This is a genomic window from Bradyrhizobium sp. Leo114 (assembly GCF_055229415.2).
On record NZ_JBUYEN020000020.1, the window covers coordinates 1 to 22,171 of the forward strand.

Annotated in this window: 14 protein-coding genes and 1 pseudogene; 9 read left to right on the forward strand and 6 right to left on the reverse strand. The window is 60.6% G+C overall.

What is annotated here, in order from left to right:
- Positions 1-268 precede the first annotated feature (268 nt).
- Together ACZIRK_RS23765 and ACZIRK_RS23770 are read right to left on the reverse strand one after the other, a co-directional pair.
- On the reverse strand, positions 269-1,597 hold the full coding sequence (locus ACZIRK_RS23765; protein ID WP_463328196.1) for an OpgC domain-containing protein: 1,329 nt from the start codon (positions 1,595-1,597) through the stop codon (positions 269-271).
- Positions 1,598-1,678: 81 nt separating this feature from the next.
- A complete protein-coding gene (locus ACZIRK_RS23770; RefSeq protein WP_130230940.1) occupies positions 1,679-1,879 on the reverse strand; it encodes a hypothetical protein in 201 nt (66 codons plus the stop codon).
- 479 nt (positions 1,880-2,358) lie between these two features.
- Between ACZIRK_RS23770 and ACZIRK_RS23775 the strand changes: the two genes are divergently transcribed.
- Positions 2,359-3,339 (forward strand): AraC family transcriptional regulator, encoded by a 981-nt coding sequence (locus ACZIRK_RS23775; RefSeq protein WP_463328197.1) that lies wholly within the window; start codon positions 2,359-2,361, stop codon positions 3,337-3,339.
- Positions 3,340-3,667: 328 nt separating this feature from the next.
- Here ACZIRK_RS23775 and ACZIRK_RS23780 read toward each other — a convergent pair.
- Together ACZIRK_RS23780 and ACZIRK_RS23785 are read right to left on the reverse strand one after the other, a co-directional pair.
- Positions 3,668-4,867 (reverse strand): annotated as a pseudogene (locus ACZIRK_RS23780) (ABC transporter substrate-binding protein).
- Positions 4,868-5,277: 410 nt separating this feature from the next.
- Entirely contained in the window at positions 5,278-6,561 is a 1,284-nt protein-coding gene (locus ACZIRK_RS23785) for a T6SS phospholipase effector Tle1-like catalytic domain-containing protein (protein WP_463328198.1), read from the reverse strand.
- Between the two features lie 242 nt (positions 6,562-6,803).
- Here ACZIRK_RS23785 and ACZIRK_RS23790 point away from each other — a divergent pair, with 242 nt between their 5' ends.
- Positions 6,804-10,505, forward strand: coding sequence for an SIR2 family protein (locus ACZIRK_RS23790; RefSeq protein ID WP_463328199.1), 3,702 nt, complete (start codon positions 6,804-6,806; stop codon positions 10,503-10,505).
- 102 nt (positions 10,506-10,607) lie between these two features.
- Here ACZIRK_RS23790 and rpmB read toward each other — a convergent pair whose 3' ends face one another.
- The gene (rpmB, locus tag ACZIRK_RS23795; protein WP_028164248.1) at positions 10,608-10,913 is read right to left on the reverse strand and encodes a 50S ribosomal protein L28; all 306 of its coding nucleotides are present in this window, start codon (positions 10,911-10,913) and stop codon (positions 10,608-10,610) included.
- Positions 10,914-11,353: 440 nt separating this feature from the next.
- Here rpmB and ACZIRK_RS23800 point away from each other — a divergent pair, with 440 nt between their 5' ends.
- The 5 genes from ACZIRK_RS23800 (at position 11,354) to ACZIRK_RS23820 (ending at position 17,982) form a co-directional block, all read left to right on the forward strand.
- On the forward strand, positions 11,354-12,133 hold the full coding sequence (locus tag ACZIRK_RS23800; RefSeq protein ID WP_080663731.1) for a DUF3108 domain-containing protein: 780 nt from the start codon (positions 11,354-11,356) through the stop codon (positions 12,131-12,133).
- A gap of 414 nt (positions 12,134-12,547) precedes the next feature.
- Positions 12,548-16,015 carry a helicase-related protein gene (locus tag ACZIRK_RS23805; protein WP_463328201.1) on the forward strand — a complete coding sequence of 1,156 codons (3,468 nt, stop codon included), beginning with the start codon at positions 12,548-12,550 and terminating at the stop codon, positions 16,013-16,015.
- A gap of 27 nt (positions 16,016-16,042) precedes the next feature.
- Positions 16,043-16,312, forward strand: a complete 270-nt coding sequence (locus ACZIRK_RS23810) for an RNA-binding S4 domain-containing protein (RefSeq protein ID WP_130231774.1) — start codon at positions 16,043-16,045, stop codon at positions 16,310-16,312.
- A gap of 153 nt (positions 16,313-16,465) precedes the next feature.
- The gene (gene fdxA / locus ACZIRK_RS23815; protein ID WP_130231772.1) at positions 16,466-16,804 is read left to right on the forward strand and encodes a ferredoxin FdxA; all 339 of its coding nucleotides are present in this window, start codon (positions 16,466-16,468) and stop codon (positions 16,802-16,804) included.
- 404 nt (positions 16,805-17,208) lie between these two features.
- Positions 17,209-17,982 carry a CarD family transcriptional regulator gene (locus tag ACZIRK_RS23820; RefSeq protein ID WP_463328202.1) on the forward strand — a complete coding sequence of 258 codons (774 nt, stop codon included), beginning with the start codon at positions 17,209-17,211 and terminating at the stop codon, positions 17,980-17,982.
- A gap of 66 nt (positions 17,983-18,048) precedes the next feature.
- On the opposite strand, the gene ACZIRK_RS23825 is transcribed toward ACZIRK_RS23820, so the two are convergent.
- The gene (locus ACZIRK_RS23825) at positions 18,049-19,491 is read right to left on the reverse strand and encodes an FAD-binding oxidoreductase (protein WP_463328203.1); all 1,443 of its coding nucleotides are present in this window, start codon (positions 19,489-19,491) and stop codon (positions 18,049-18,051) included.
- A gap of 633 nt (positions 19,492-20,124) precedes the next feature.
- Between ACZIRK_RS23825 and ACZIRK_RS23830 the strand changes: the two genes are divergently transcribed.
- Positions 20,125-20,880 (forward strand): outer membrane protein, encoded by a 756-nt coding sequence (locus tag ACZIRK_RS23830; RefSeq protein ID WP_130225994.1) that lies wholly within the window; start codon positions 20,125-20,127, stop codon positions 20,878-20,880.
- Between the two features lie 561 nt (positions 20,881-21,441).
- Complete coding sequence (locus ACZIRK_RS23835) at positions 21,442-22,101, forward strand: hypothetical protein (RefSeq protein ID WP_130225993.1); 660 nt, start codon at positions 21,442-21,444, stop codon at positions 22,099-22,101.
- Positions 22,102-22,171 lie beyond the last annotated feature (70 nt).

A 22,171-nucleotide genomic window follows, 5' to 3' on the forward strand; every position in this document is an offset into this window, starting at 1 on the left:
GTGGCGTGTGTCTTAAACCACACACACGCTCCCCCATCCACCTGACACTTCGTTTCGGGATTTGTTCTCATTGTTGGTCTCTCTTGTAGTATGGGTGGTTGGTCCATCCTCGACTCCGTCACACCATCAATGTGAGGGACGACCGCCCGCCCTCCAAGCAAGCCGCGCGCAGCGCGCCACCCATAGCGCCGTAGCAAGCGCGGCTTGCTTGGAGGGCAGACCGCGGCCCGTTACCCCATCTACGCTTCTGATTTTGCCCAGTGGACAGTCACACTCCGCTGTCGTCCCCGCGAAAGCGGCGACCCATAACCACAGCTGATCGTTGTGGCGCGAGCGAGCGGTTGCGGCGGAGCAGACTGCAAACGCTTGTGGTTATGGGTCCCGGGACCCGGCTACGCCAAGACTTCGCCGCGGCGCGCAACCTTGGGACGGCGGGAGGGGGCTCGGTCGGCTGCGGCTGCCTCCAGGTTTTGATCCTGATCGAGCTCAGCAGGATCGCGGCGACGATCATCACCAGGATTCCGCCAAGGCTGACCGCGATCTGCATCGACAGCCCATCCGAGATGTCGAGCAGCGCCACGTGGCTGGCGAACGCCAGCAGAACGCCGAGGCAGTAGATTGGAAGCGAGTTCGCGCCACAGCGTATCGCGCCGCGCATCACCGGCGTCGCCAGCCCTCGCCAATTGTGAGGCACAAACCATACGGCCAAAACCGCAACAGCAAGAAAATGGAGCAGTCGAAATGGACTGAGATTCGATTTGTCGATTGGGAAAAGCAGATTCGTCAGGGTCTGCGGGACCAGCGGTTCCACCGACGCCATGCGCGAGCTCAATGCGATAACCAGGCTGAAAACCAGATAAAGAACGGCCAGGACCAGCGCCGCGCGCGAGGTCACCCACGGCCGAAATCTGTTTCCCTCGATGACCCACCAGGCGCCAAGCACAAGCAGAAGCTGCCAGGCAAGTGGATTGAAGAACCAGACGTTGTGCGGCCAAGCGGGGACGCTCCAGCCGAAGACGCGCACGAGCCCATAAAGCAACACCGAGGCGCCAAGCGTCACGTTCGGTACTCGCAACAACAGCCACAGAAGCGGCGCGAACAAGACGTGATAAATCACGAAAACCGGCAAGATGTCGGTGTTGACGGGACGGTATTGCAGGATCGCAGCATGCGCGAGCGCCGCGCCCGGATGCTCCAACAGGATGCGCGTATTGGTCTCGTCAGCAAGATGGTCGCGGCCTGCAAGGTAAACCATGATGACGCAAGCGAGCGTGAGGAGCAAAGATGCAGCATATATGTCCCATCCTCGCCGCAGCGAACGGCCGAGCACGCCGCTCCAGCCCTCGCGCTGACGTGCCCTTCCGTAGGCCAGCGCACAGGTGACGCCCGACATGAACATGAATACTTCCGCGGCATCGCTGAAGCCGTAGTGCCGCAGTGTCAGCCAACTTCCGATGTTGCCGGGGACATGGTCAAGAAAAATGCACCATAGTGCGATGCCGCGGCAGGCATCGATCCGCAGGTCGCGGCCAAACCCCTCGAGTTCCGGCGGCGACTCGTCAGCCGATCGCTTGGAGATGTGAGTTCGATCATGCATTTGGTTACCCTGTCCAGCGTGCGGGCGCGCTCTCGGTGGGACACAGGTCGACGAGACAGCCGATGCGGTTACAAGGCCCGGCTATCGGATGGCTTGGGCTTCTTCCGTGGCGGGTCCGCCGTCCCCACCGCTAACCCGATCACCAGGGCCGGCACGATCGCCGGCGTCCCAATTCGCTTTCCGGACTTCGTCGCTCGCAACCGGGATCAGAAGCTGCTGCCGCATTTCGGCGAGGCGGGCGCGGCAATATTCGCGGTAAAGCAGGTCTAATATGATGGACATGATCGAATCCTCGCTTGATCATCACCGTCGACATCCCACGCATTTCGCCCACGGCCGAAAATGACCTGTGCCGGGGGAGGATCTGCAGATCGATCTGCACCGCGGATCGTTGAGTTCGATCAATCGCGAACAAATTAGTAAAGCTGGACCCGCGCTTGCTGGCGCCAGCAATTTTTGAAAATGGACGTGATGGCGGCAACGAGAAATAGAGCTATCACGGCTATCTCTCCTTAAAGGAGATTTTTGGCGTCACGACTCTCTTAACAATAACTATGGGACTGATTTTCCGGCCGCCAAGTGAGCCAATTCACAACAGTATCGATCACGGGTGAGTGAGAGTAGCAGGCGGACGCTGTCGTTTCTTGGACTACTGCGCACCGCGTAACGGAAGGTTGGTGCGCGAATAGCAAACTATAATGCCAGCAGTCGTTTGTTGGAGCACTTTGTCCGAATATTTTATCAAAGCTGGGAGAGTTGCCATGTCTAGCGGCCCAGCCGATTTCGTATCCTATCGATTCTCGACGCGCGAGCTCCCGGAGCGGATGCGCATCCCGATATGGCGCGAGAACTTTGGTCGAACCATAGTCCGCGCCGATATCGAGCCGTCATCGGAGGTGCCGTTTCAGGCCGAAGCGGCACTACACGCCCTTCAGGGGTTGCGCATGCTGTCCTTGAAGGGCTCTGCAATGCGCTTCAAGCGGTCACAAACGAACATTGTTGATGGTGATGACTCGATCGGCCTCATCGTCAGTCTGCCCGGCAGGAGTCAGCTGTCGCAGCGCGGCCAGGAGTTCGAGCTCCGCGGCGGCGATGCAATGGCTATCCTGCATTCGGAATCCGTCGCTGTCACCTATCTGGAAGGATTGCAATTTGGTCTGGCCTTGCCGCGCGATGCGCTTGCCTCGCGCGTGACTGGTGTCGACGACCTCACCATGCGGCCGATTCATCGCCGGACCGAAGCGCTTCGACTTCTCATGACTTATGTGAAGTTGGCATTGAAGGAGGGCGCGCTAGCTACCCCTAAGCTATGTGACACGATCGTTAGTCACATCCACGATCTCGCGGCGCTCGCAATGAGCGAGCACGCTCCCTTGGGTGAGAGCAACGCGAGCGCAGTCATGGCTGCGCGCCACAGCGCCGCCCTCGACCATATCGCGGCGCACTTTCAGGACCCGGAGCTCACCCTTGAGGTGGTAGCCGATAGGCAGGGCATCTCTCCTCGTTATCTGCAGCGCCTGATGGCGACATCCGGGACGTCGTTCACGGGGCGCGTGAACGAGTTACGGCTGCAAAAGGCGTTCATGCTGCTGAGCGAGGCCCACGACAACGCGCGGCGCATTTCCGACATCGCGCTGGAAGTCGGCTTTTCGGATATTTCGCATTTCAACCGACTATTCCGCGCCCGCTTCGGCGATTCGCCACGCCGCGTGCGCAGCGCCGGTGGGAGCAATGGTGAGTGACACGTGACCCCGATCCGCGAGTCGTGCGGCGCTGGCGTCGCGCAACACTTGCATCTGTCGTAGGGTGGGCAAAGCGCAGCGTGCCCACCGCCACGAGCTGAGTGCGGCTGGTGGGCACGCTTACGCTTTGCCCACCCTACGCTTCCGGTTTGCCCGTCAGGCGATCACACTCCGCTGTCGTCCCTGCGAAAGCATGGACCCATAAGCATAGGATCTCGTTGTGGGCGTTCACTGTAACTCCGAGTCTCGCGCCACACTTGCGGTCGTGGTTATGGGTCCCGGGTCGCGCTTCGCTTGCCCGGGACGACGGGGAGGAGAAAGCAACGCCTCAATCGTTGCCGATGGTTTCGCCGAACAGCTCCCAGGTTTCGCCGTTGAAGCGCTGCAGGCGCATGGCTTCGATCGGGAAGTAGTCGGTCGGTTATGTCTTGAGCTTGATGCCGGGCAGCAGCATCGGCAGCGTCGTGTCGAGATTGGCGGCCTGCTTCATGATGTTCTCGTGCGTCAGCTCGTCGCCGCATTGCCTCAGCACCTGCACCGTGGCTTCCGCCACGACATAGCCGTAGACGATGAGCTGGTCCTGCATGTTGCCGTCAGGGAAATAGGCCTTCATGAAGGAAAGCCATTGCTGGACATCCTTGTCGTCCTTCCACTGCGGATCGTTCGGGTCCTTCAGCGAGTAGGACGAGATGATGCCCTTCGCATGTTCGAAGCCGGCGGGCTTCAGCACCGACGAGACCGAGGTCGAGGTTGCGGCCAGGAAGAACATGTCCGGCTTCCAGCCGATCTCGCCGACCTTGCGGATCGCCTGCGCCGCCTGTTTCGGGATCGCATGCATGAACAGCACGTCGGCGCCGGATGATTTCAGCTTCACGATCTGGCTGTCGATGGTCGGATCGGTGGATTCATAGGTCGCCTCCGCCACGATCATCTTGGCGTGCTCCGGCCCTAATCCGTTCTTGAAGCCGTTGCCGTAATCCTTGCCGGCGTCGTCATTCTGGTAGAACAGCGCGATCCTCGCGTCCGGCTTGTTCTTCAGCACGTATTTTGCGTAGACCGCGGTCCCGGCCTGGTAAGAGGGCTGGAAGCCGATCGAATAGGGGAAGTGCTCGTGGTCGCCCCACAGCGTCGCGCCGGCGCCGACGAAGAGCTGCGGCACTTTCTTGTCGTTGAGATATTTGCGCACGCTCAATCCCGTCGGCGTGCCCAGCGGGTTGAGGATCGCGGCCACTTCCTCCTGCTCGACCAGTCTGCGGGTCTGCTCCACGGTCTTCGGCGGGCTGTAGGCATCATCCAGGCTGATCAGGTTGATCTTGCGCCCGTTGATGCCGCCCTTGTCGTTGATCATCTCGAAATAGGCGAGCTGGGTTTTCGCGATGACGCTGTAGGCCGAGGCCGGCCCGCTATAGGGAGAGGTCTGGCCGAGTCGGATCTCGGTGTCGGTCACTCCAGGCCCATATTTCTTCTCCGCCGCCGCGGCTGCCGATGTCACGAGCGCCGCGATCGCGACGAACGCCTGCCATTTCATTGTCTCTCTCCCTTGCTCTTTGTTCTGCTTGTTGTCGGATCGAGCCCGCCGCACGCGCGGCGTGTCGACAGGATGAGCAAACCAGCGGGCGGAGATCGTGACAAGCGCGCGGGCGGGGAGGTGGCGCCGCGGCAAATGCATGTGATTGGCGAGCATGCCGCGAGAAGGAATTAGTGGTGCTGGCCTGTGGTTTTGCCGCTTGCTCCGCTTCGCCTCTCCCCTTGTGGGAGAGGCCGCATGCAGCGAAGCGGAATGCGATCCGGGTGAGGGGTTCCGGCCTATCGAGGGACTACGCCTCGCGGAGGCATACCCCTCACCCGGATTTCCCGCTGACGCGCGAAATCCGGCCTCTCCCACAAGGGGAGAGGCGGGAGACTGCGGCGCAGGCGTCGCGCAACACGCGCCGCCGCTCACGCCGCTTCCGGTGGGGCCTGCTCGGTCGGCGCTTCCGGCATCGGGAAGGTCTTGTACTGCTTCGGCAGGTTGATCGGCCGATAGTCCGTCACCGCGTCGATGCGCTTCACCACCGATTCATGGATCACGGCATCTTCAGGAATCAGCCGCGGCTCGCAGTCGGGGATGTAGAAGCCGAAATGCGTTTTGCGCTCCGGCCATTCCTTGTAGGTGGCCTTCTTCGGGATGTATTCGAGCATGCGCCAGCCCCAGGTCATCGGGTCGTGCATCTCGCCCGCCACATCGGGCTTCACGTAAGTGAACGGGCTGCCCCTGCGCTGCACGCCCCAGGCGAGTTGCTTCACCATCTGCATGTTCACCGTCAGCCCGAACTTGGTGGCTTCCTCGATCATCCACAGCAGCGGATATTTCGACAGCGCGCTTTGCGCTTCCGGATAGCCGCCGCCGATGTCGCCGTGCACACCAGCGAACCACACCTGCAGGATGTCCTGCGGCTCGGCCTTCTCATCGGGGATGAAGCGGTTGCTGAAGAACAGCTGCGGCTCGTCATACTTCTTCAGGCGGAACATGCAGCGCCGCTCGTCGATCGAGATCGCCTGGCGGAAGGTGCGGATGCTCGGATTGTGCATCGTGAAGGCGAGCTCTTCCAGGCTCGGCCAATAGAACCGGTCCGGCCGCGGCACGAAGATGCTGGCGACCGTATCCCAGACGCCGACGAAGCGGATGGTCGGCCAGCGCACCGAGAGGATGCGCGCGAACTGCGCCGCGTTGTCGTAGCGGTCCTTCGGCAGCGGCCCGAACTCGTCGCTTGGCGGCGGCAGCGCCCGCAGGCTGACGTCCGCGCCAGTCTTGTGGCTATCCGAGAACTGCTTGTAGGCGGTGAGCCCGCTGCCGGCGAGGTTGACCTGCTCCGGCGAGATCAGCCCGATCTTGTGGATCAGCCCGGCCAGCACGCGCACGGTATAGGCGCCGCGCGAAAAGCCGAACAGATAGATCGCATCGCCATCCTGGTAATGCTGCACCAGGAATTCATAGGCCGCGAGCACATTGTCATCGAGCCCATAGCCGGTGGTGAGCCCCAGGATCGTGTTGAAATTCTGCTTCAGCTTGTGCCACGGATCCGGCCGCGCCAGCGTGCCGACACCCGGATCGTAATAGACGAACTGCCTGGGCTGCGTCTTCTCCGTCTTGCGCAGGCAGCGATAGAGCTTCAGGACGTTGGAAATATTCTCGTTGATCTCGTTCCCCGTCCCATCGCAGCAAATCACGATGTTTCGCATGGCGAGCCTCCCCGCTACCTCGGCGAGTATAGCGCAGAACGCCTGGGGATTTATCAAAAACTCAGAATCAGCGATGCTTATCCGGTTCATATACTAATGTGAGGGGACGCACTTTGAGATTTTTTAAGGATGGCCCTAACGTCCCCGACGACCTCCTCGTCGCTAGGGACGAGGGACGCGTAGTCTTCTTTTGCGGCGCGGGCGTTTCTCGAGCCAGAGCAGGTCTAAAGGACTTCATCGGGTTGGCGCGTTCTGTCGCTGACAGACTTTCTATCGCGCCAGATAAGCCGGCACGTCAACTCATCAATGCGATCGAGACTATGCCTCCTATTGCAGGGGTTGGAGGATTGATCTCAGCTGATCGCGTCTTCGGCTTAATTGAGCGTGATTTTCTCAGTTCAGACATATACCGCGCGATTGCGGCGGCTCTGAAGCCTGAAAGATCGCCTGATCTGAGCGCTCATCGGATCCTATTGGAGTTGGCGAAAGGGCCTGATGGGACAGTTCGACTAATTACGACGAATTTTGATCTCTTGTTCGAGGATTGCGATCCTGCCATTCCGTTTTCAAAACCGCCGCGTCTTCCAGATCCGCTGCGCAGCGACGAATTCGGTGGCATCATACATTTGCATGGGCATGTTACCAGTGACTACGGCGATGCAGCAGGCGATGGATTTGTTATATCAAGTGCAGAGTTTGGACGCGCTTATCTTTCGGATCGTTGGGCCGCCGATTTCATCAGGACTGTCCTAGAGCGCTTTTTTGTCGTGTTTGTGGGATACTCGGCCGATGATCCGCCGATGCAGTATTTGCTGGAAGCCCTGAACCGCTCGCCAGGCTCTCTGAGCGGCGTGTATGCCTTCCAATCCGGTGCCTACGAGGAAGCCGAAGCAAGGTGGGTACAGAAGGGGGTCCGGCCCATTGTTTACGAGGAATCGCGAACGCATGCCGCACTTTGGGACACGCTAGGCCTTTGGGCGGAAAGGGCGCGGAGTCCAAGCGTGTGGTATGATAAATTATTCGCTCAAGCGAGTGTTGGCCCGGAAAAATGTGAGCCGCACATACGGGGACAAATTGCTCATGTAGTTTCAACACTGGAAGGTGCGAAGCGTGTCGCGCTCGCGTCCCAGCCGCTGCCGGCCGATTGGCTGTGCACGTTTGATCCGTACATCCGATACGCAAAGCCAGGTCGCATTGGCTCCCTAATGGAGGTCGGGCCGCATTTCGATCCGTTTATGGCGTATGGGTTAGATAGCGACCCGGTGCCCGCGAAGATTGATCCGGACAGCACCGTCTTCGAAAAGCGAGACATTCCAGCAAATGCTTGGAGTGCTTTTGCACTTACTCGGCCAGACCGTCAGAATCTTGGAGAAGATCAGGTCTCAGCACTGCGGGGCCACTGGGCAGTCAACGCTCCACGACTTGCTGCTCGCGTCGGATACCTGGGGCGTTGGCTTCAACGAGTTGCGCATCAGCCGGCAGCGGTTTGGTGGGCTGCGTCACAAAAGGGTCTGCATCCGGATATTCAACGTCAGATCGAATCTAAGATCGGTGACGCCAACGATGAATCATCATCCGCAGTCAGGGCCGCATGGCGTTATCTCATAGATACTTGGAAACATGCGGGGAGCGAGCATTCTGAGGATTGGTACCACCTACTCGAGATAATTAAACTTGATGGTTGGGATGCTGCGGCTGTTCGGGACTTTGCAAAAACTCGCCGTCCGCGACTGAAGGTGGAAAGAGCTTTCTCTGGATCGCCTCGCGCTCCGGATTCTTCAAGCGAAGAATTAGAAAACTTACTGCACTTGGATGTGGAATACCTACACCATGGTGACGAGGTAGTAGCCATCCCTGCGGAATTCCTTCCGTCTCTTCTGAGAGAATTGCGGAACAATCTGGAGCTTGGGTCGGCTCTAGAAGAGGAGCTGGGTGGATACGGCCTTCATATGCTTGAGTCGATCAATGCCGATACCGAAGAGGACGAGTCGGAGCGGTCTTATAAATCAGGCATTAACATTCTGCTTTTTGAGTATATCGAACACTTTCGCCGCCTTTTAGAGATCGATGCACCAGCAGCCGAACGAGAAATCCGTGCTTGGCGCGACGCCGCGGGTCCCATCGCTGCACATATAAAGATTTGGTCTTGCGGTGATTCGCGTCTGGTAAGCCATGGAGAATTCGCGGAGGTCTTAAGAACGATCTCGCGGGAGGAGTTTTGGTATAGCTCGCATCAACGCGATTTACTTTTCGCTCTCAGGAATCGATGGAACGAGCTTGGCGTTCGAACAAGAATCTCAATAGAACGGCGGCTGCTCCAGGGTCCCGGACGATGGAAGAGAGCGACGGTCAGCGATTTTAAGAAAGCAAGAGCCAGTGCCATTTTGAATCGTATTTATTGGCTCGTTTCCAACGGTTGCAGCTTCACATTCAATCTGGATGCAACTACTAGGCAGTTACGGGAAGATTATCCCGAATGGCAGGCGGAGTGGGCTTCTAGCGCAACTTTTTCGACGGCTATACGTACGGGATGGGTGGGGACGGACACAAGGAGCGATGAGTTACTAGACTTACCATTGGCAGAAATTTTGGATGCAGCTGCCAAATTGTCCGGAAGATCGCAAGAACGATTTGTGGAGCGAGATCCTTATGCTGGATTTTGTGCACTGAAGCCCATCCGCGCGTTTTCAGCTTTGACCATTGCAGGTAAGACAGGAAAGTACCCTAGGAATTTCTGGCAAACCTTCTTGAATGCCGACGGCAGAAAGCAGGATCGATTTCGATTGGTACTTCTCATCGTAAGTCGATTAGGGCGGATACCTGATGATTATCTGAATGATCTTCTTCGGCCAGTGACGGACTGGCTGCTTCGTGTCCACAAAACGTTGCTGCCTAGAGGCCGTAACTCATTTGATCTCCTCTGGAGACGGCTTGTTAGTTTGTTGGAGCAGCGCCCCGACTTCGGCGAGAGCTCAATTGTTAGAGGAAGTCAGCCGCCCGACTGGGTAACGGAGGCGCTAAATTCTCCAATCGGGCATCTAGCGCAGATTCTATTGGCGGACCCTGCAGTAAGCAGACTCAAGGGTGGCGAGCAATTTCCGGATCGGTGGAAGGGGCAAGCCAATGAGCTGCTGTCTCTAAGAGGGGAGGGGCGCCCTCGTGCGTTGGCAATTCTTTGTCATAACCTAGCTTGGCTGTTCAGCGTAGATCCGCAGTGGGTAACGCAGTCGATCTTGCCTGCAATGGAACGACAAGACCATAACGGCGACGCGTTCTGGGCAGGGTTCTTCTGGGGTGCAAAAGTGCCCCAGGCGCAGCTTTTTGTTCGGATGAAACCTTCATTACTAGGCTTAGCTCACAAAGGTTCTTACACGCGACGAAGGCATGCGGAGGTATTGGCTGGCATTGTCTTAGCCGGTTGGGGAAGCAGAGCCGGCGAAAACGAAACGCGACTGATAACCGATGCCGAAATGACGGCCGTGCTAGCGGATGCCGACGATGATTTTCGGACGCAAGTGCTTTGGCACCTAGAGCGGTGGTCCAGGGAGCCTGGGTCTCGCTGGAGAGACGATGCGGTCACGCTATTAGCGCAGGTTTGGCCAAAGCAGATAGTGGCTAAGACGCCGAGAGTCTCCGCAAGGCTCGCTGAATTGGCTTTCGCGCAGGGAGAGCGTTTTCCGCTCTACGCCAGCTATATCCTGCCTCTAGTTGGCCCTGTCGACCAAGATTTCATCAACCTCCCGGCCCTCAGACGAAACAAGCACAATCTGGTTGATGAATTTCCCGAGCAAACGCTTGCTATTCTTCACGGCATTCTGGCTGACGATGCCAGACAGTGGCCTTACGGGGTATCAGAGGTTCTTGATCGCATTGGCACGACTGCGCCAAATCTGCTGACCGACCGTCGTTTGATTAAGCTGAACCGAATTCGAAATTCGTTCTAGGTGCCTGAAGTATCGTTAGAGGTCCCCGCAAGAATGCAAAACGGCCGGGTCTTTCGACCCGGCCGTTTAAACTCTCAACTCGCTACTCTGATACAGCGAGTCTCAGCTCGCCTTCTGCTCCGCAGCCGCTGTCCGCTTCTTCTCGATCTGGCGCTTCAGGTCGAGCGCGCGGGGCGAGAGGTTTGCGGCGCTCGCCTTCAAGAGGAACGCGTCGAGGCCGCCGTTGTGATCGACGCTCTTCACCGCGTTCGAGGAGACGCGCAGGCGGATGTTGCGGCCGAGCGATTCCGACTGGAAGGTAATATTGCAGAGGTTCGGCAGGAAGCGCCGCTTGGTCTTGATGTTCGAGTGGCTCACCTTGTGGCCCACTTGCGGGCCCTTGGCCGTCAGTTCACAGCGCCGCGACATTGTTCAAATCCTCTTCCATCCCTGCTAAACCAACAGCGCGCGCCGCGCGCGGCGGGGGTCTAAACCTACGTCCATTTTCCAGGAACCGCGGACGTATAGGGGGTGAGGTGCAAAGCGTCAAGGTTTTATCGGGTTTAGAGCCACTTTCCCTGGTTCCGAAACCCTCAAATTCGGCGCGTTTTCCTCGCGCGAACGGTAAAACCTTATGGCACGCAAAACCGGCACGTTCACAAGGCCGTTCAGCGGGTTAACACACCATATAAAGGGCGTATTCAGGCTGGTTAAGTGGTTCCGTATTCGCCCGCGTTGCTTGCCGGTCATTTCTCCCTAGATGATCTTTCGGCGCCGACGACAGGATCGTTAAGTTTGTGAGCATTTTCAGCAGTTTTCTGCCCTCAGTGAGGGAATCCTGGCTGTTGTGCGCCGGCGCGCTGTTCCTGATGTTGCCGGAGGGCGCGCTCGCGCAGGGCCGGCTGGATGCGCAGTATGAGGCCTCGCTGGCCGGTATTGCCGTCGGCAAGGGAAGCTGGACCATCGAGATCGGTGACGACACCTTTTCCGCGATCGCGCAGGGCGGCACTTCCGGGCTGCTCAAGGCATTTGCTGGCGCCGGCGGGGTGGGCGGATCCCAGGGGCGCGTGGTCAATGGCGCGCTGGTGGCGGCGGGCTACACCGTCAACTACAACAGCTACAAGAAATCCGAGATCATTCGGATGGCGCTCAGTGGCGGCAGCATCAAGGAAACCGTGATCGAGCCGGAACCGCCGGTTGATCCGAACCGGATCCCGGTCACCGAGGCCCACAAGAAGAACGTGTTCGATCCGATGACCGGCTCGCTGCTCCGGGTGCCGGGCACGGGCGAACTGATGAGCCCGGATAGCTGCCGCACCAGCGCGGGCATTTTCGACGGCCGGCTGCGCTACGATTTGAAGCTCGATTTCAAGCGCGTGGAGATGGTCAAGGCGGAGAAGGGCTATCAGGGCCCGGCGCTGGTCTGCGCGATCTATTTCACGCCGATCGCGGGCTATATCCCCGACCGTCCGGTGATCAAGTACCTCGCCGAAGCGCGCAACATGGAGATCGCCTTCGTGCCGATCGCGGGCACGCGCATCCTGATCCCGTTCCGCGTCAAGATTCCGACGCCGTTCGGGCTCGCCATGCTGGAGGCGACGTCGTTCGTGACGTCGGCCACGCCGCCGCGGGTGGCGAAGACGCAGTGAGGTCGTGCTCCGTCATTCCGGGGCGATCCGAAGCATCGAGCCCGGAATCCATTTCTCCTCCGGCGCATGCGGCCCGATGGATTCCGGGCTCGTCCTGCGGACGCCCCGGAATGACGGAGAGGGCGTGAATTCTGTTGACTCTTGGCCGCTTCTGATTCGACTCCGGCTTTAACAATTTCGCTGTCATCGTGATCGCTGCTAAACCCGATTTGGTGCTGGAACTGAAATGCCGACACGAGATGTTGCGGTGAACGGAGGAGAACACAGGTGGAGTCAGCGATTCGGCCGCGATTCGTTCTCAACTCGTTCCGAAGCTTAAGCGGCGGCATCCGCCGTGTAGCAATCTGAGACAATTTTCCTAGTCGCGCTTTCTTTCATCTCCAAGAAAAGCATCAAGAAAAGCACCTCGAAATCATGGCTCTTTCCTCTCCTCCCTTCGCCCATGAGCGCGCGCCCGGCGCCGGCGTCACGGCTGTGCTCGGGCCGACCAATACTGGCAAGACGCATCTGGCCATCGAGCGCATGCTTGGGCATTCGTCCGGGCTGATCGGGCTGCCGCTGCGGCTCTTGGCGCGTGAGGTCTACAATAAGATCGCCGATCGCGCTGGGCCTGAGAGCGTCGCGCTGATCACCGGCGAGGAGAAGATCAAGCCGAAGTCGCCGCGCTTCTGGGTCTCGACGGTCGAGGCGATGCCGCGCGATCTCGATGTCTCGTTCCTTGCGGTCGACGAGATCCAGATCGCGGCCGATCTCGAGCGCGGGCATGTCTTCACCGACCGTATCCTCAATCGGCGCGGGCGCGACGAGACGCTGCTGCTCGGGGCTGCGACGATGCGTCCCATCATCGAGCGGCTGTTGCCCGGCGCCTCCATCATCACAAGGCCCAGGCTCTCGACGCTCGAATTCGCCGGCGACCGCAAGATCACGCGGCAGCCGCGGCGCACCGCGATCGTCGCGTTCTCGGCGGACGAGGTCTATGCGATCGCCGAATTGATCCGCCGCCAGCATGGCGGCGCGGCGGTCGTGCTCGGCTCGCTCTCGCCGCGCACACGCAATGCGCAGGTCGCGATGTTCCAGAACGGCGACGTCGATTATCTCGTCGCCACCGACGCCGTCGGCATGGGGCTGAACCTCGACGTCGATCATGTCGCCTTTGCCTCCGACCGCAAATACGACGGCTATCAGTTCCGCCGTCTGACACCGGCCGAGTTCGCGCAGATCGCGGGCAGAGCTGGCCGCGCGACGCGCAATGGTACCTTCGGCACGACAGGACGCTGCGCGCCGTTCGAGCCGGAACTGGTGAACGCGCTGCAGAACCATACGTTTGACAGCGTGAAAATGCTGCAATGGCGCAACTCGAAGCTGGATTTCTCCTCGCTCGGCAGCTTGCAGGTCTCGTTGTCGCTGCCGCCGTCGCATGAAGTGCTGACGAGGGCGCCGATCGCGGAAGACATGCGCGTGCTCGACCACGCCGCGCGCGATGCCGAGGTGCGCGACATGGCGCATGGCGCTGTCGCCGTCGAGCGGCTATGGGACACTTGCCAGATACCCGATTACCGAAAGCTATCGCCCGCGGCCCATGCCGAGCTTGTGACCACGGTTTACGGCTTCCTGATACAAAAGGGGCGTATTCCCGATGCATGGTTTGCTGCCCAGGTCGATCAGGCCGACCGCGTCGACGGCGATATCGACACGCTGTCGGGCCGGATCGCTCAGGTGCGCACCTGGACCTTTGTGGCGAACCGGCCGGACTGGCTGTCCGATCCCGAACATTGGCAGGGGATCACGCGCGAGCTCGAAAATAAATTGTCCGATGCGCTGCATGAACGGCTCACGGAGCGTTTCGTTGATCGGCGTACCAGTGTATTGATGCGCCGCCTGCGGGAGAACTCTGTTTTGAATACTGAAATCGGCAAGACCGGCGAAGTCATCGTCGAGGGGCATGTGATCGGCCGGCTCGACGGATTCACTTTTGCGCCTGACGCGGCGGAAGCGGGCTCAGATGCCAAGGCGCTGCAGGCCGCAGCCCAGCAGGTGCTGGCGCGCGAGATCGATACGCGGGCCGAGAAACTGAGCGCCGCGCCGGACGAAACCTTCGTGCTAACCTCCGACGGTACTATCCGCTGGACCGGCGATGCGGTGGCCAAACTCGCCGCGGCCGACGACGCGCTGCATCCGCGCCTCCGCATCATCTCCGACGAGCGGCTGACCGGCGCGCCGCGCGAGGCCGTGCAGAACCGGCTCGATCTCTGGCTCAAGACGCATATTACGAAATTGCTTGGGCCGCTGTTCGACCTGTCTAAGGCAGAGGACCTGCAGGGGATTGCGCGCGGCATCGCGTTCCAACTGGTGGAAGCTCTCGGCGTGCTGGAGCGGACCAAGATCGCGGCCGAGATGAAGGATCTCGACCAGCCCTCGCGCGCGACCTTGCGCAAATACGGCGTCCGCTTCGGCGCCTATCACATCTACTTCCCGCAGCTCCTCAAGCCGGCGGCGCGGGCGCTGGCCTCGCTGCTCTGGGCCGAGAAGCAGGACAATGTCGATCTGTCGGCGCTGTCGAATGTGCAGCATCTGGCGTCGAGCGGGCGGACCTCATTCCCGATCGACAAGGGGCTGCCGCGCGATGCCTATCGCGTGCTCGGCTACAAGCAGTGCGGCGAGCGGGCAGTGCGCGTCGACATCCTGGAGCGGCTGGCGGATCTGATCCGTCCCGCGCTGGCCTGGCGCGAAGGTGCGCCGGGCGAGAAGCCCGCGGGCGCGTTCGACGGCCGCGGCTTCGTGGTGACGCAGGCGATGACCTCGCTCACCGGCTCCGCCGGCGAGGATTTCGCCTCGGTCCTGCGCGCGCTCGGCTATCGCATGGAGCGCCGCCCGCCCCCGCCGCCGAAGCCGGTGGAAGTGGTCGAGACAGTGTCCGTCGAGACGCCGGCGGTGGAAGCGAGTGCTGAGGCTGCGGCGGAGACGCCGGCGGAAGAAGTATCCGCCGAGCTGCCCGAGCCCAGCCCATCCGCCGCGCTGTTGCCCGAAGTTACCTTGGCGCCTGCGCCGAGCGAGGAACCAGCGGCTGCCGCCGCAGAGCCCGTGGCCGAAGCGCAACCCGGGCCTGAAGTGATCGAGGCGCAGCCAGCGCCGGTGGCTGAACCGCAGCCGGAGCCTGAGGCGATCGAGGCGCAAGCGGAGCCCGTTGCCGTAGTGCAGGCGGACGCGACCGCTCCCGCAGAGGTCCCGGCCGACGCGACGGCAGAGCCGATGCCGACGGCCGCAGCCGAGGCTGCAGCCGGCACCGAGGAAGCTGTACCAGCCGACGCCGTTACCGAGCCAGCCGCAGCCGAGACCCCGGCCGAGCCGCAACTGGTCGAAGTCTGGCGCCCCGGCGGCCGCTCCGAGGAGCGTCGCCCGCGCCATGACCGCAGCCGCCACCGCCATCAGCCGCGCGAGGGCGCACAGGGCGCCGCCGCAGCGGGTGAAGGTGCCGATGGCGCCCAGCGCGACCAGCAGCGCCGTGGTCGCCGCCATCACGAGTTCCGCAAACCGCGCGAGGATGCGCCCGTGGGAGCTGCGGCCGCCAGCAATGGCGCCCCGCCTGAGGACAAAGGCGGGCGCCGCGAGCGCTTCGAGGGCAAGGGCCGCGACCGCGACAATGATCGCCGCCGCGATAAATTCTCCGGCGACCGCAAGGATCGCGACCGTGGCGACCGCGAGCGCGGCGGCCGTGATTTCCGCGACAAAGGCGGCCGCGACAAGGGGCGCGAGAGCGGCCCGGCGCTCCGCCAATATGCGAGTTCGGCGCCGCGCGAACGCGAACGCGCGATCGATCCGAATTCGCCGTTCGCAAAACTCGCGGCGTTGAAGGAGCAGCTCGCCGGTAACCGCAAGGATTGAGCCGCGCCAACCCAGGAATGAGGCCGATTGGAGCGCCAGCGTCTCGATAAATGGCTGTGGCACGCGCGGGTGGTGAAGGCGCGCACCAGCGCCGCCGCGCTGGTCGAGGCCGGCCATGTCCGCATCAACGGCGTGCGCGAAAGTGCGCCCGGGCACGCGGTCAAACCGGGCGACGTGCTGACGATCGCGCTCGATCGCAGCGTGCGCGTGCTGAAGGTGATCGGCTTCTCCGAGCGGCGGGGCGATGCGACGACAGCGCGGGTGCTGTACGAGGATTTGCAGAGCCGCCCCGAGTGATTATCTCGGGCAGGCAATCAGTTGCCCGAAAGACGGCGCCGAAAACCGGCTTGCTTATCTTGCAGCAGCGGTTCTCCTGCGCTACGCAATTTTTGAAACGCAAGCCCTTCAAAGAATGAATCCGCTTTCGGAGTCTTTGGTTCGGAGTCCTGGATGACCTACGTCGTCACTGAAAACTGCATCAAGTGCAAATATACCGATTGCGTCGAGGTCTGCCCCGTCGATTGTTTCTACGAGGGCGAGAACATGCTGGTCATCCATCCCGAGGAATGCATCGATTGCGGCGTCTGCGAACCAGAATGCCCGGCGGATGCGATCAAACCGGATACCGAGCCGGGCCTGGAGAAGTGGCTCGAGGTCAACAGCGAATACGCCAAGAGCTGGCCAAACATCACCCAGAAGAAGGACTCGCCCCCTGACGCCAAGGAGTTCGATGGGCAGGAAGGCAAGTTCGAGAAATATTTCTCTACCAACCCCGGAACCGGCGACTGATTCGCGCGCTGTCCCTGGCCGGATCGAGACCGTTTTCAGGCGGAGAAGCACGCCGTCGTTTAACCCTGTTGACAGAGTTATGACCGTCAGCCCCGGCAGGTGACGGGATTCGGCCCTAAATCATTGATTTTTGCGGAAAATGTGCTATATTGGGCACATTGTCAGAGCCGAACCCGGCCATCCTGATCTTTGGCCCCGTTCGTTTCCGCAAAAACACCGAACAGGGGCGTGGCAGTTTCCGCGCGCAGGCTGTGTCACAGAAAACGCGTAAAAAGAGTGCTTCCAAATCGTCAAAGAAAGCCGCTGCAGTTGCCCGCAGCGCAGTCAAGGGTCGTGCCAGGGCGTCCGTGAAGGAAGCCCGTAAGGCTGCGGCTACAAAGTCCTCGAAGAACAAAAGAAGCGTGATGCCAGAAAAGACTGCCAAAACTGCCGCGAAAGCGACAGCCCAGAAGACCGTTGCTTCGAAAGTCGCCGCCAAGACTGCTCCCAAGGCTGCAGCTCCTGCGCCGAAGGCCGCCGTCAAGCCGGTTGCCGCGGCCCCGCGCGTCGAGGAGCCGAAGAAGGTCGTGACCCAGCGTCAGGGATTCAAGGCCAACGAATTTGTGGTCTATCCGGCTCACGGCGTCGGCCAGATCCTCGCGATCGAGGAGCAGGAGATTGCGGGCGCCAAGCTGGAACTGTTTGTCATCAGCTTCATGAAGGACAAGATGACGCTTCGCGTCCCAACCGCGAAGGTCGCCAATGTCGGCATGCGCAAATTGTCCGACCCGGCTCTGGTCAAAAAGGCGCTGGAGACGCTGAAGGGCCGTGCCCGCGTCAAGCGCACGATGTGGTCGCGCCGGGCGCAGGAATACGAAGCCAAGATCAATTCGGGCGATATCGTCGCGATCGCGGAAGTGGTGCGCGACCTCTATCGTTCGGAATCGCAGCCCGAGCAGTCCTACTCCGAACGCCAGCTCTATGAAGCGGCGCTCGACCGGCTGTCGCGCGAGATCGCGGTCGTGCAGCACTCGACCGAGACCGAAGCGATCAAGGAAATCGAGAGCCAGCTCGCCAAGAGCCCGCGCCGTGGCGCAGCCAAGGCCGAAGCCGGCGCCGAGGTCGGCGACAGTGAAGGCGACGCCGACGATCTCGACGGCGACAGCGACGACGCTACCGTCGCCGACGAGGCGGCGTAAGCAGCCAGCCAAAGATTTACAGCGAAAAGCCCGGCCAAGCGGCCGGGCTTTTTGCTTGTGTCCTTGTCAGGCGGCCGGTCGCTGCGCGGCGGCCGGAAGAACATTCTGGTTTAGCCTGAACAGGTTGCCGGGATCGTACTGGGCCTTGAGCGCCGCGAGACGAGCGTAGTTCGGGCCGTAGGCGCCGGACACGCGATCGCTCTCATCCTCCGGCATGAAGTTGACGTAGACGCCGCCGGTTGCGTACGGCGCAGTCTCAGCAAACAACCTGCGCGCCCAGCTAGTCGCGCGTTGCTCGTCGCCGCGGTCACGCCACCGCGTATGGACGTTCATGACAAATCTGGCGTCGCGGTGGGGGAACGCCGTCGCGTCGACAGCCACGCGGCTGGTGGCGCCGCCAAGCTGACCAATGAAAATTTCGCTCTCACCGGTCGGCAAGCTCTTCATATGGCTTACGAGGGTGTCGAGCAGGCCGTCGCCGAGCTCGGCGAAATTGTGCGACTTCCAGTAATTATAGGCTCCGGGCGTGAGCAACGGGTCGAACGCGCTCTGCCAGCTCGCGAAAGGCTGCATGCCGATCACGTCGGCAACCGGCTCCCCGAGCGCGCGCAACGGTTCCAGGGCGCGGTTACCCTCGTCCTCGCCACCCGTGTAGCAGACGGCGAACGCGACGATTTCCTTGCCGTGCATTTCGACGGGCAAGAATGGCAGCGGCGGCGCCTGCCGGAGCACCACCCAGATCGTGAGTTCGTCCGGCGCTTTGGCGGCGATGTCGCGATAGCCCGCAAGAAGTTCGTTCGCCCGAGCGAAGGGATGGATGATGAGTCCAGCCAACACCATTGGGCCGACCGGATGCAGGCGAAACTCGAACGAGCTCACGACGCCGAAATTGGCGCCGCCTCCGCGCAGCGCCCAGAGCAGGTCAGCCTCCTCGGCCTCGCTCGCTCGCACGAGTCCGCCATCGGCCGTCACCACGTCGGCCGAGATGAGGTTATCAGCGGCAAGCCCCAATTTGCGGCTGAGCCAGCCGAAGCCGCCGCCCAGCGTCAATCCCGCAACGCCAGTCGTCGAGTTGATGCCGAGGGGCGTGGCAAGGCCGAAAGCCTGCGCCTCCTTGTCGAATTCGCCAAGCGTTGCGCCCGGCTCCACGCGCGCGGTGCGGTTACGCGGATCGATCCGCACCGAACGCATCAGCGAAAGATCGATCAGCAGCCCGCCTTCACAAACAGCATTGCCCGCGATGTTGTGGCCACCACCACGCACGGCGAGCAGGACTCCGTGGTCGCGCGCAAACCCCACGGCGCGCATGATGTCTGCAGCTCCTTTGCAGCGTACGACCGCGCCCGGGTGGCGGTCGATCATCGCATTCCAGATTGTGCGTGCCTCGTCATAGCCCGGCTCGTTGGGCAGGCAGACATCGCCCCGCAATGTTTGCCGAAAGGCATCGATCGCATCGCTTCCAAACGTAATCGCCCCGCCCTGCAGCGAGGCCAGCCGGATCTCCGTCATGGCATCTCCTCCGTAACTAGCGGTGACTGTTTTTCGGGCCAGCATTTTCTGGCCGAGATCAATAAAGAGGCGGGCGCCGTCGATGGCTGTCATTCACAGCCGAGGTAGCGCAAAAAAGTCTTTTGCCGTCCGTTCGATATAGCGAACGGAGAATTTCCGCCTAAACGTTAGTCCAACCCGGTCAAAGAATGGTTCAACGACGGAATGTGGCGGGGCTTTTAGCGAACGTCGACGGTGCTGGAGACGCTGTAGGGCCGAGCCCGCGTCAAGCAAGCTGCGCCCGCCGCAGCGAGCAGCAATCGCTTGGCCTCGACCAGCTTCATTGTGCCCTCTTCTCTATCGATAACGGGGTCAGCTTTTTCCCGATGTCCACGCCTGCGTTCTGCGACAGGGATGCCGAGTGATCCTGAAGCTGCCGCAGAACGCGGCGGCGATGGCACAAAGCGCATAATTCGAAGTGTCAGAGTGGCTGCCACTTATTCCCGAAACAAAATCCGAGTGTTGCCGTACTAGCACAAGTTTGGCGGGTGAAATGATCTATGCTCGCGGGTGGAATTGGAATGCAGACGTTAATCGCCGCAACAAGTCCATCGGCCGTCCGATCCTTAGGCGACGCCGAAGAGGGGGAACGATATGAAGAAATTTTTGCTGGGCACTGTTGGTTTGATTGCACTCGGCGCGACCGCGCCGGCGCTGGCCGCTGATATGGCGGTCAAGGCGCCGCCACCGCCGCCGCTTCCGCCGGTCTACAATTGGACCGGCTTCTACGTCGGCGCCAATGGCGGCTGGGGCCAGAGCCGCAATTGCTGGAACTTTATCGACGCGTTCGGTGGAGTCTTCAGCGACGGGTGTCGTGAGCGGTCCGGCGGTCTGGTCGGCGGTCAGATCGGGTATCGCTGGCAGTTTGGCGGCGGCTGGGTGGCCGGCCTGGAAGCCCAGGGGGATTGGGCCGATCTCCAGAACACGCGCGCCAGCCTCATCGATCCATTTTTCTCGACGCGCGTGAAAACGGACGGCATTGGCCTTTTCACCGGTCAGATCGGCTATGCCTGGAACACGTCGCTGCTGTACTTCAAGGGTGGCGCAGCGGTGACGAGCAACAGCTTCAGCGTTCTCGATACGCTTACAGGCAGTAGTCTGGCCTCGTTCAGTTCGACCCGCTGGGGCGGTAGCGTGGGTGTCGGATACGAGTACGGCTTCGCACCGAACTGGTCGGTCGGTGTCGAGTACGACCACCTGTTCATGGGCAATGCGAACAATTCGTTCTCGGTGGTCAATCCCATCGTTGCCGGTGCGCTCAATCGGATCAGCCAGGACGTGGACATGGTCACGGTGCGCGTGAACTATCACTTCAACTGGGGCGGTTATGCCCCGCCTGCCCCTTACTGATCGACTGTCAATCTCCAGCAAACTTCAAGCCCCGGCATCGTCCGGGGCTTTTTGTTGAGCGGGCCCGATCGTCCTGGCCTGCGGCAATCGGTCATTCGTGCTGTCCTAGAGCGTGATGACTTCTCTTCGAATCGTCATCCCGCTCTAGCCCTTTGTTTGAGCATGATCTTTTCGGAAAACCGGTGTCCACTTTTCCGGACCATGCTCTAGTGATCACGTTTGTTCGCGCAATTCCATTGCACATCCGTCAACGTCGCTTCTGCTTTCTTGAGCGCTTGCGGCCTCCTCCCGGAGGATTGCTGTCGCCGGCTTCGTCTTGTCGGTTGCAACGCCGGCGCAGGCGTTGAGGCCCGGTCACATTCACTCCGCAAGAGGCGGCGCTAACCAGCCCCTTAAGCCCACATAGAGCGTCGCCGTCCTTGACACGTTTGCTTCAGCCGACTGCGAGCGGGAATTGTGCTCGCTCGCCCTGCCTTGACCTAAGTCAATGTCAGCCGGATGACCGATCATTGAATTAGGAGCAAGAGCCATTCCGTTGCGCTTCTGATTGGGGAGAGATGAGTGATCAGGACGCTACTCACACTCTCAGCCATTTTCCTGTCGGCGGATTGCGCGAGCATGGAGATTACGCGCGTGGCGGGTTGCTCCGGAGATGTCCTGAGGCTGCGGGGCGATATCGAAGAGGGCGACTACATACGATTTAGATCTCATTTCAGCGCCCAGCGGCGAGTTCTCGGCATCGATCTCAGCTCGAAAGGTGGAAAACTCGATGAAGGATTCCAGATCGCAATCTTCACGCGTCAGAAGCGGTTGACGACGTACGTTTCGGGAGAGTGCGACTCGGCATGTGCGTTCATTTTCTTGGCGAGCCGGAAGCGCTACGTATCGGAGAGCGCAACGATCGGAGTTCACTCGGTTTCAAACGGCCATGGCGGAGAAGATGTCAAAACGATCCGCGATACCATTTACCTGGCCAGGTTGTCGGCGAAACTCGGCATTCCCCTCTCAACGATTGGAAGAATGGTGACGACGCCCGCAGGAAAGATCTCTTTTCTGAATGAGGATGACCTGTTGGCGCTGAAGGCGATCGTTCGCGATCCTTTTGAGGGCATAGTGGGAGAAAAGAACTCGCCAGAAAACTGCAGCACCAATCAAACAAAAGCAGCTTCGAACCTGAAACAATCGGCTCCAAAAGCGGCCAGCCATTCGACAATGGATTAGCGGAGGTGGGTCACACAGAACAGTCGTAGTGGCGGTGTCCTTAATGACTTGGTTTTCGAGGGTCGCGCAG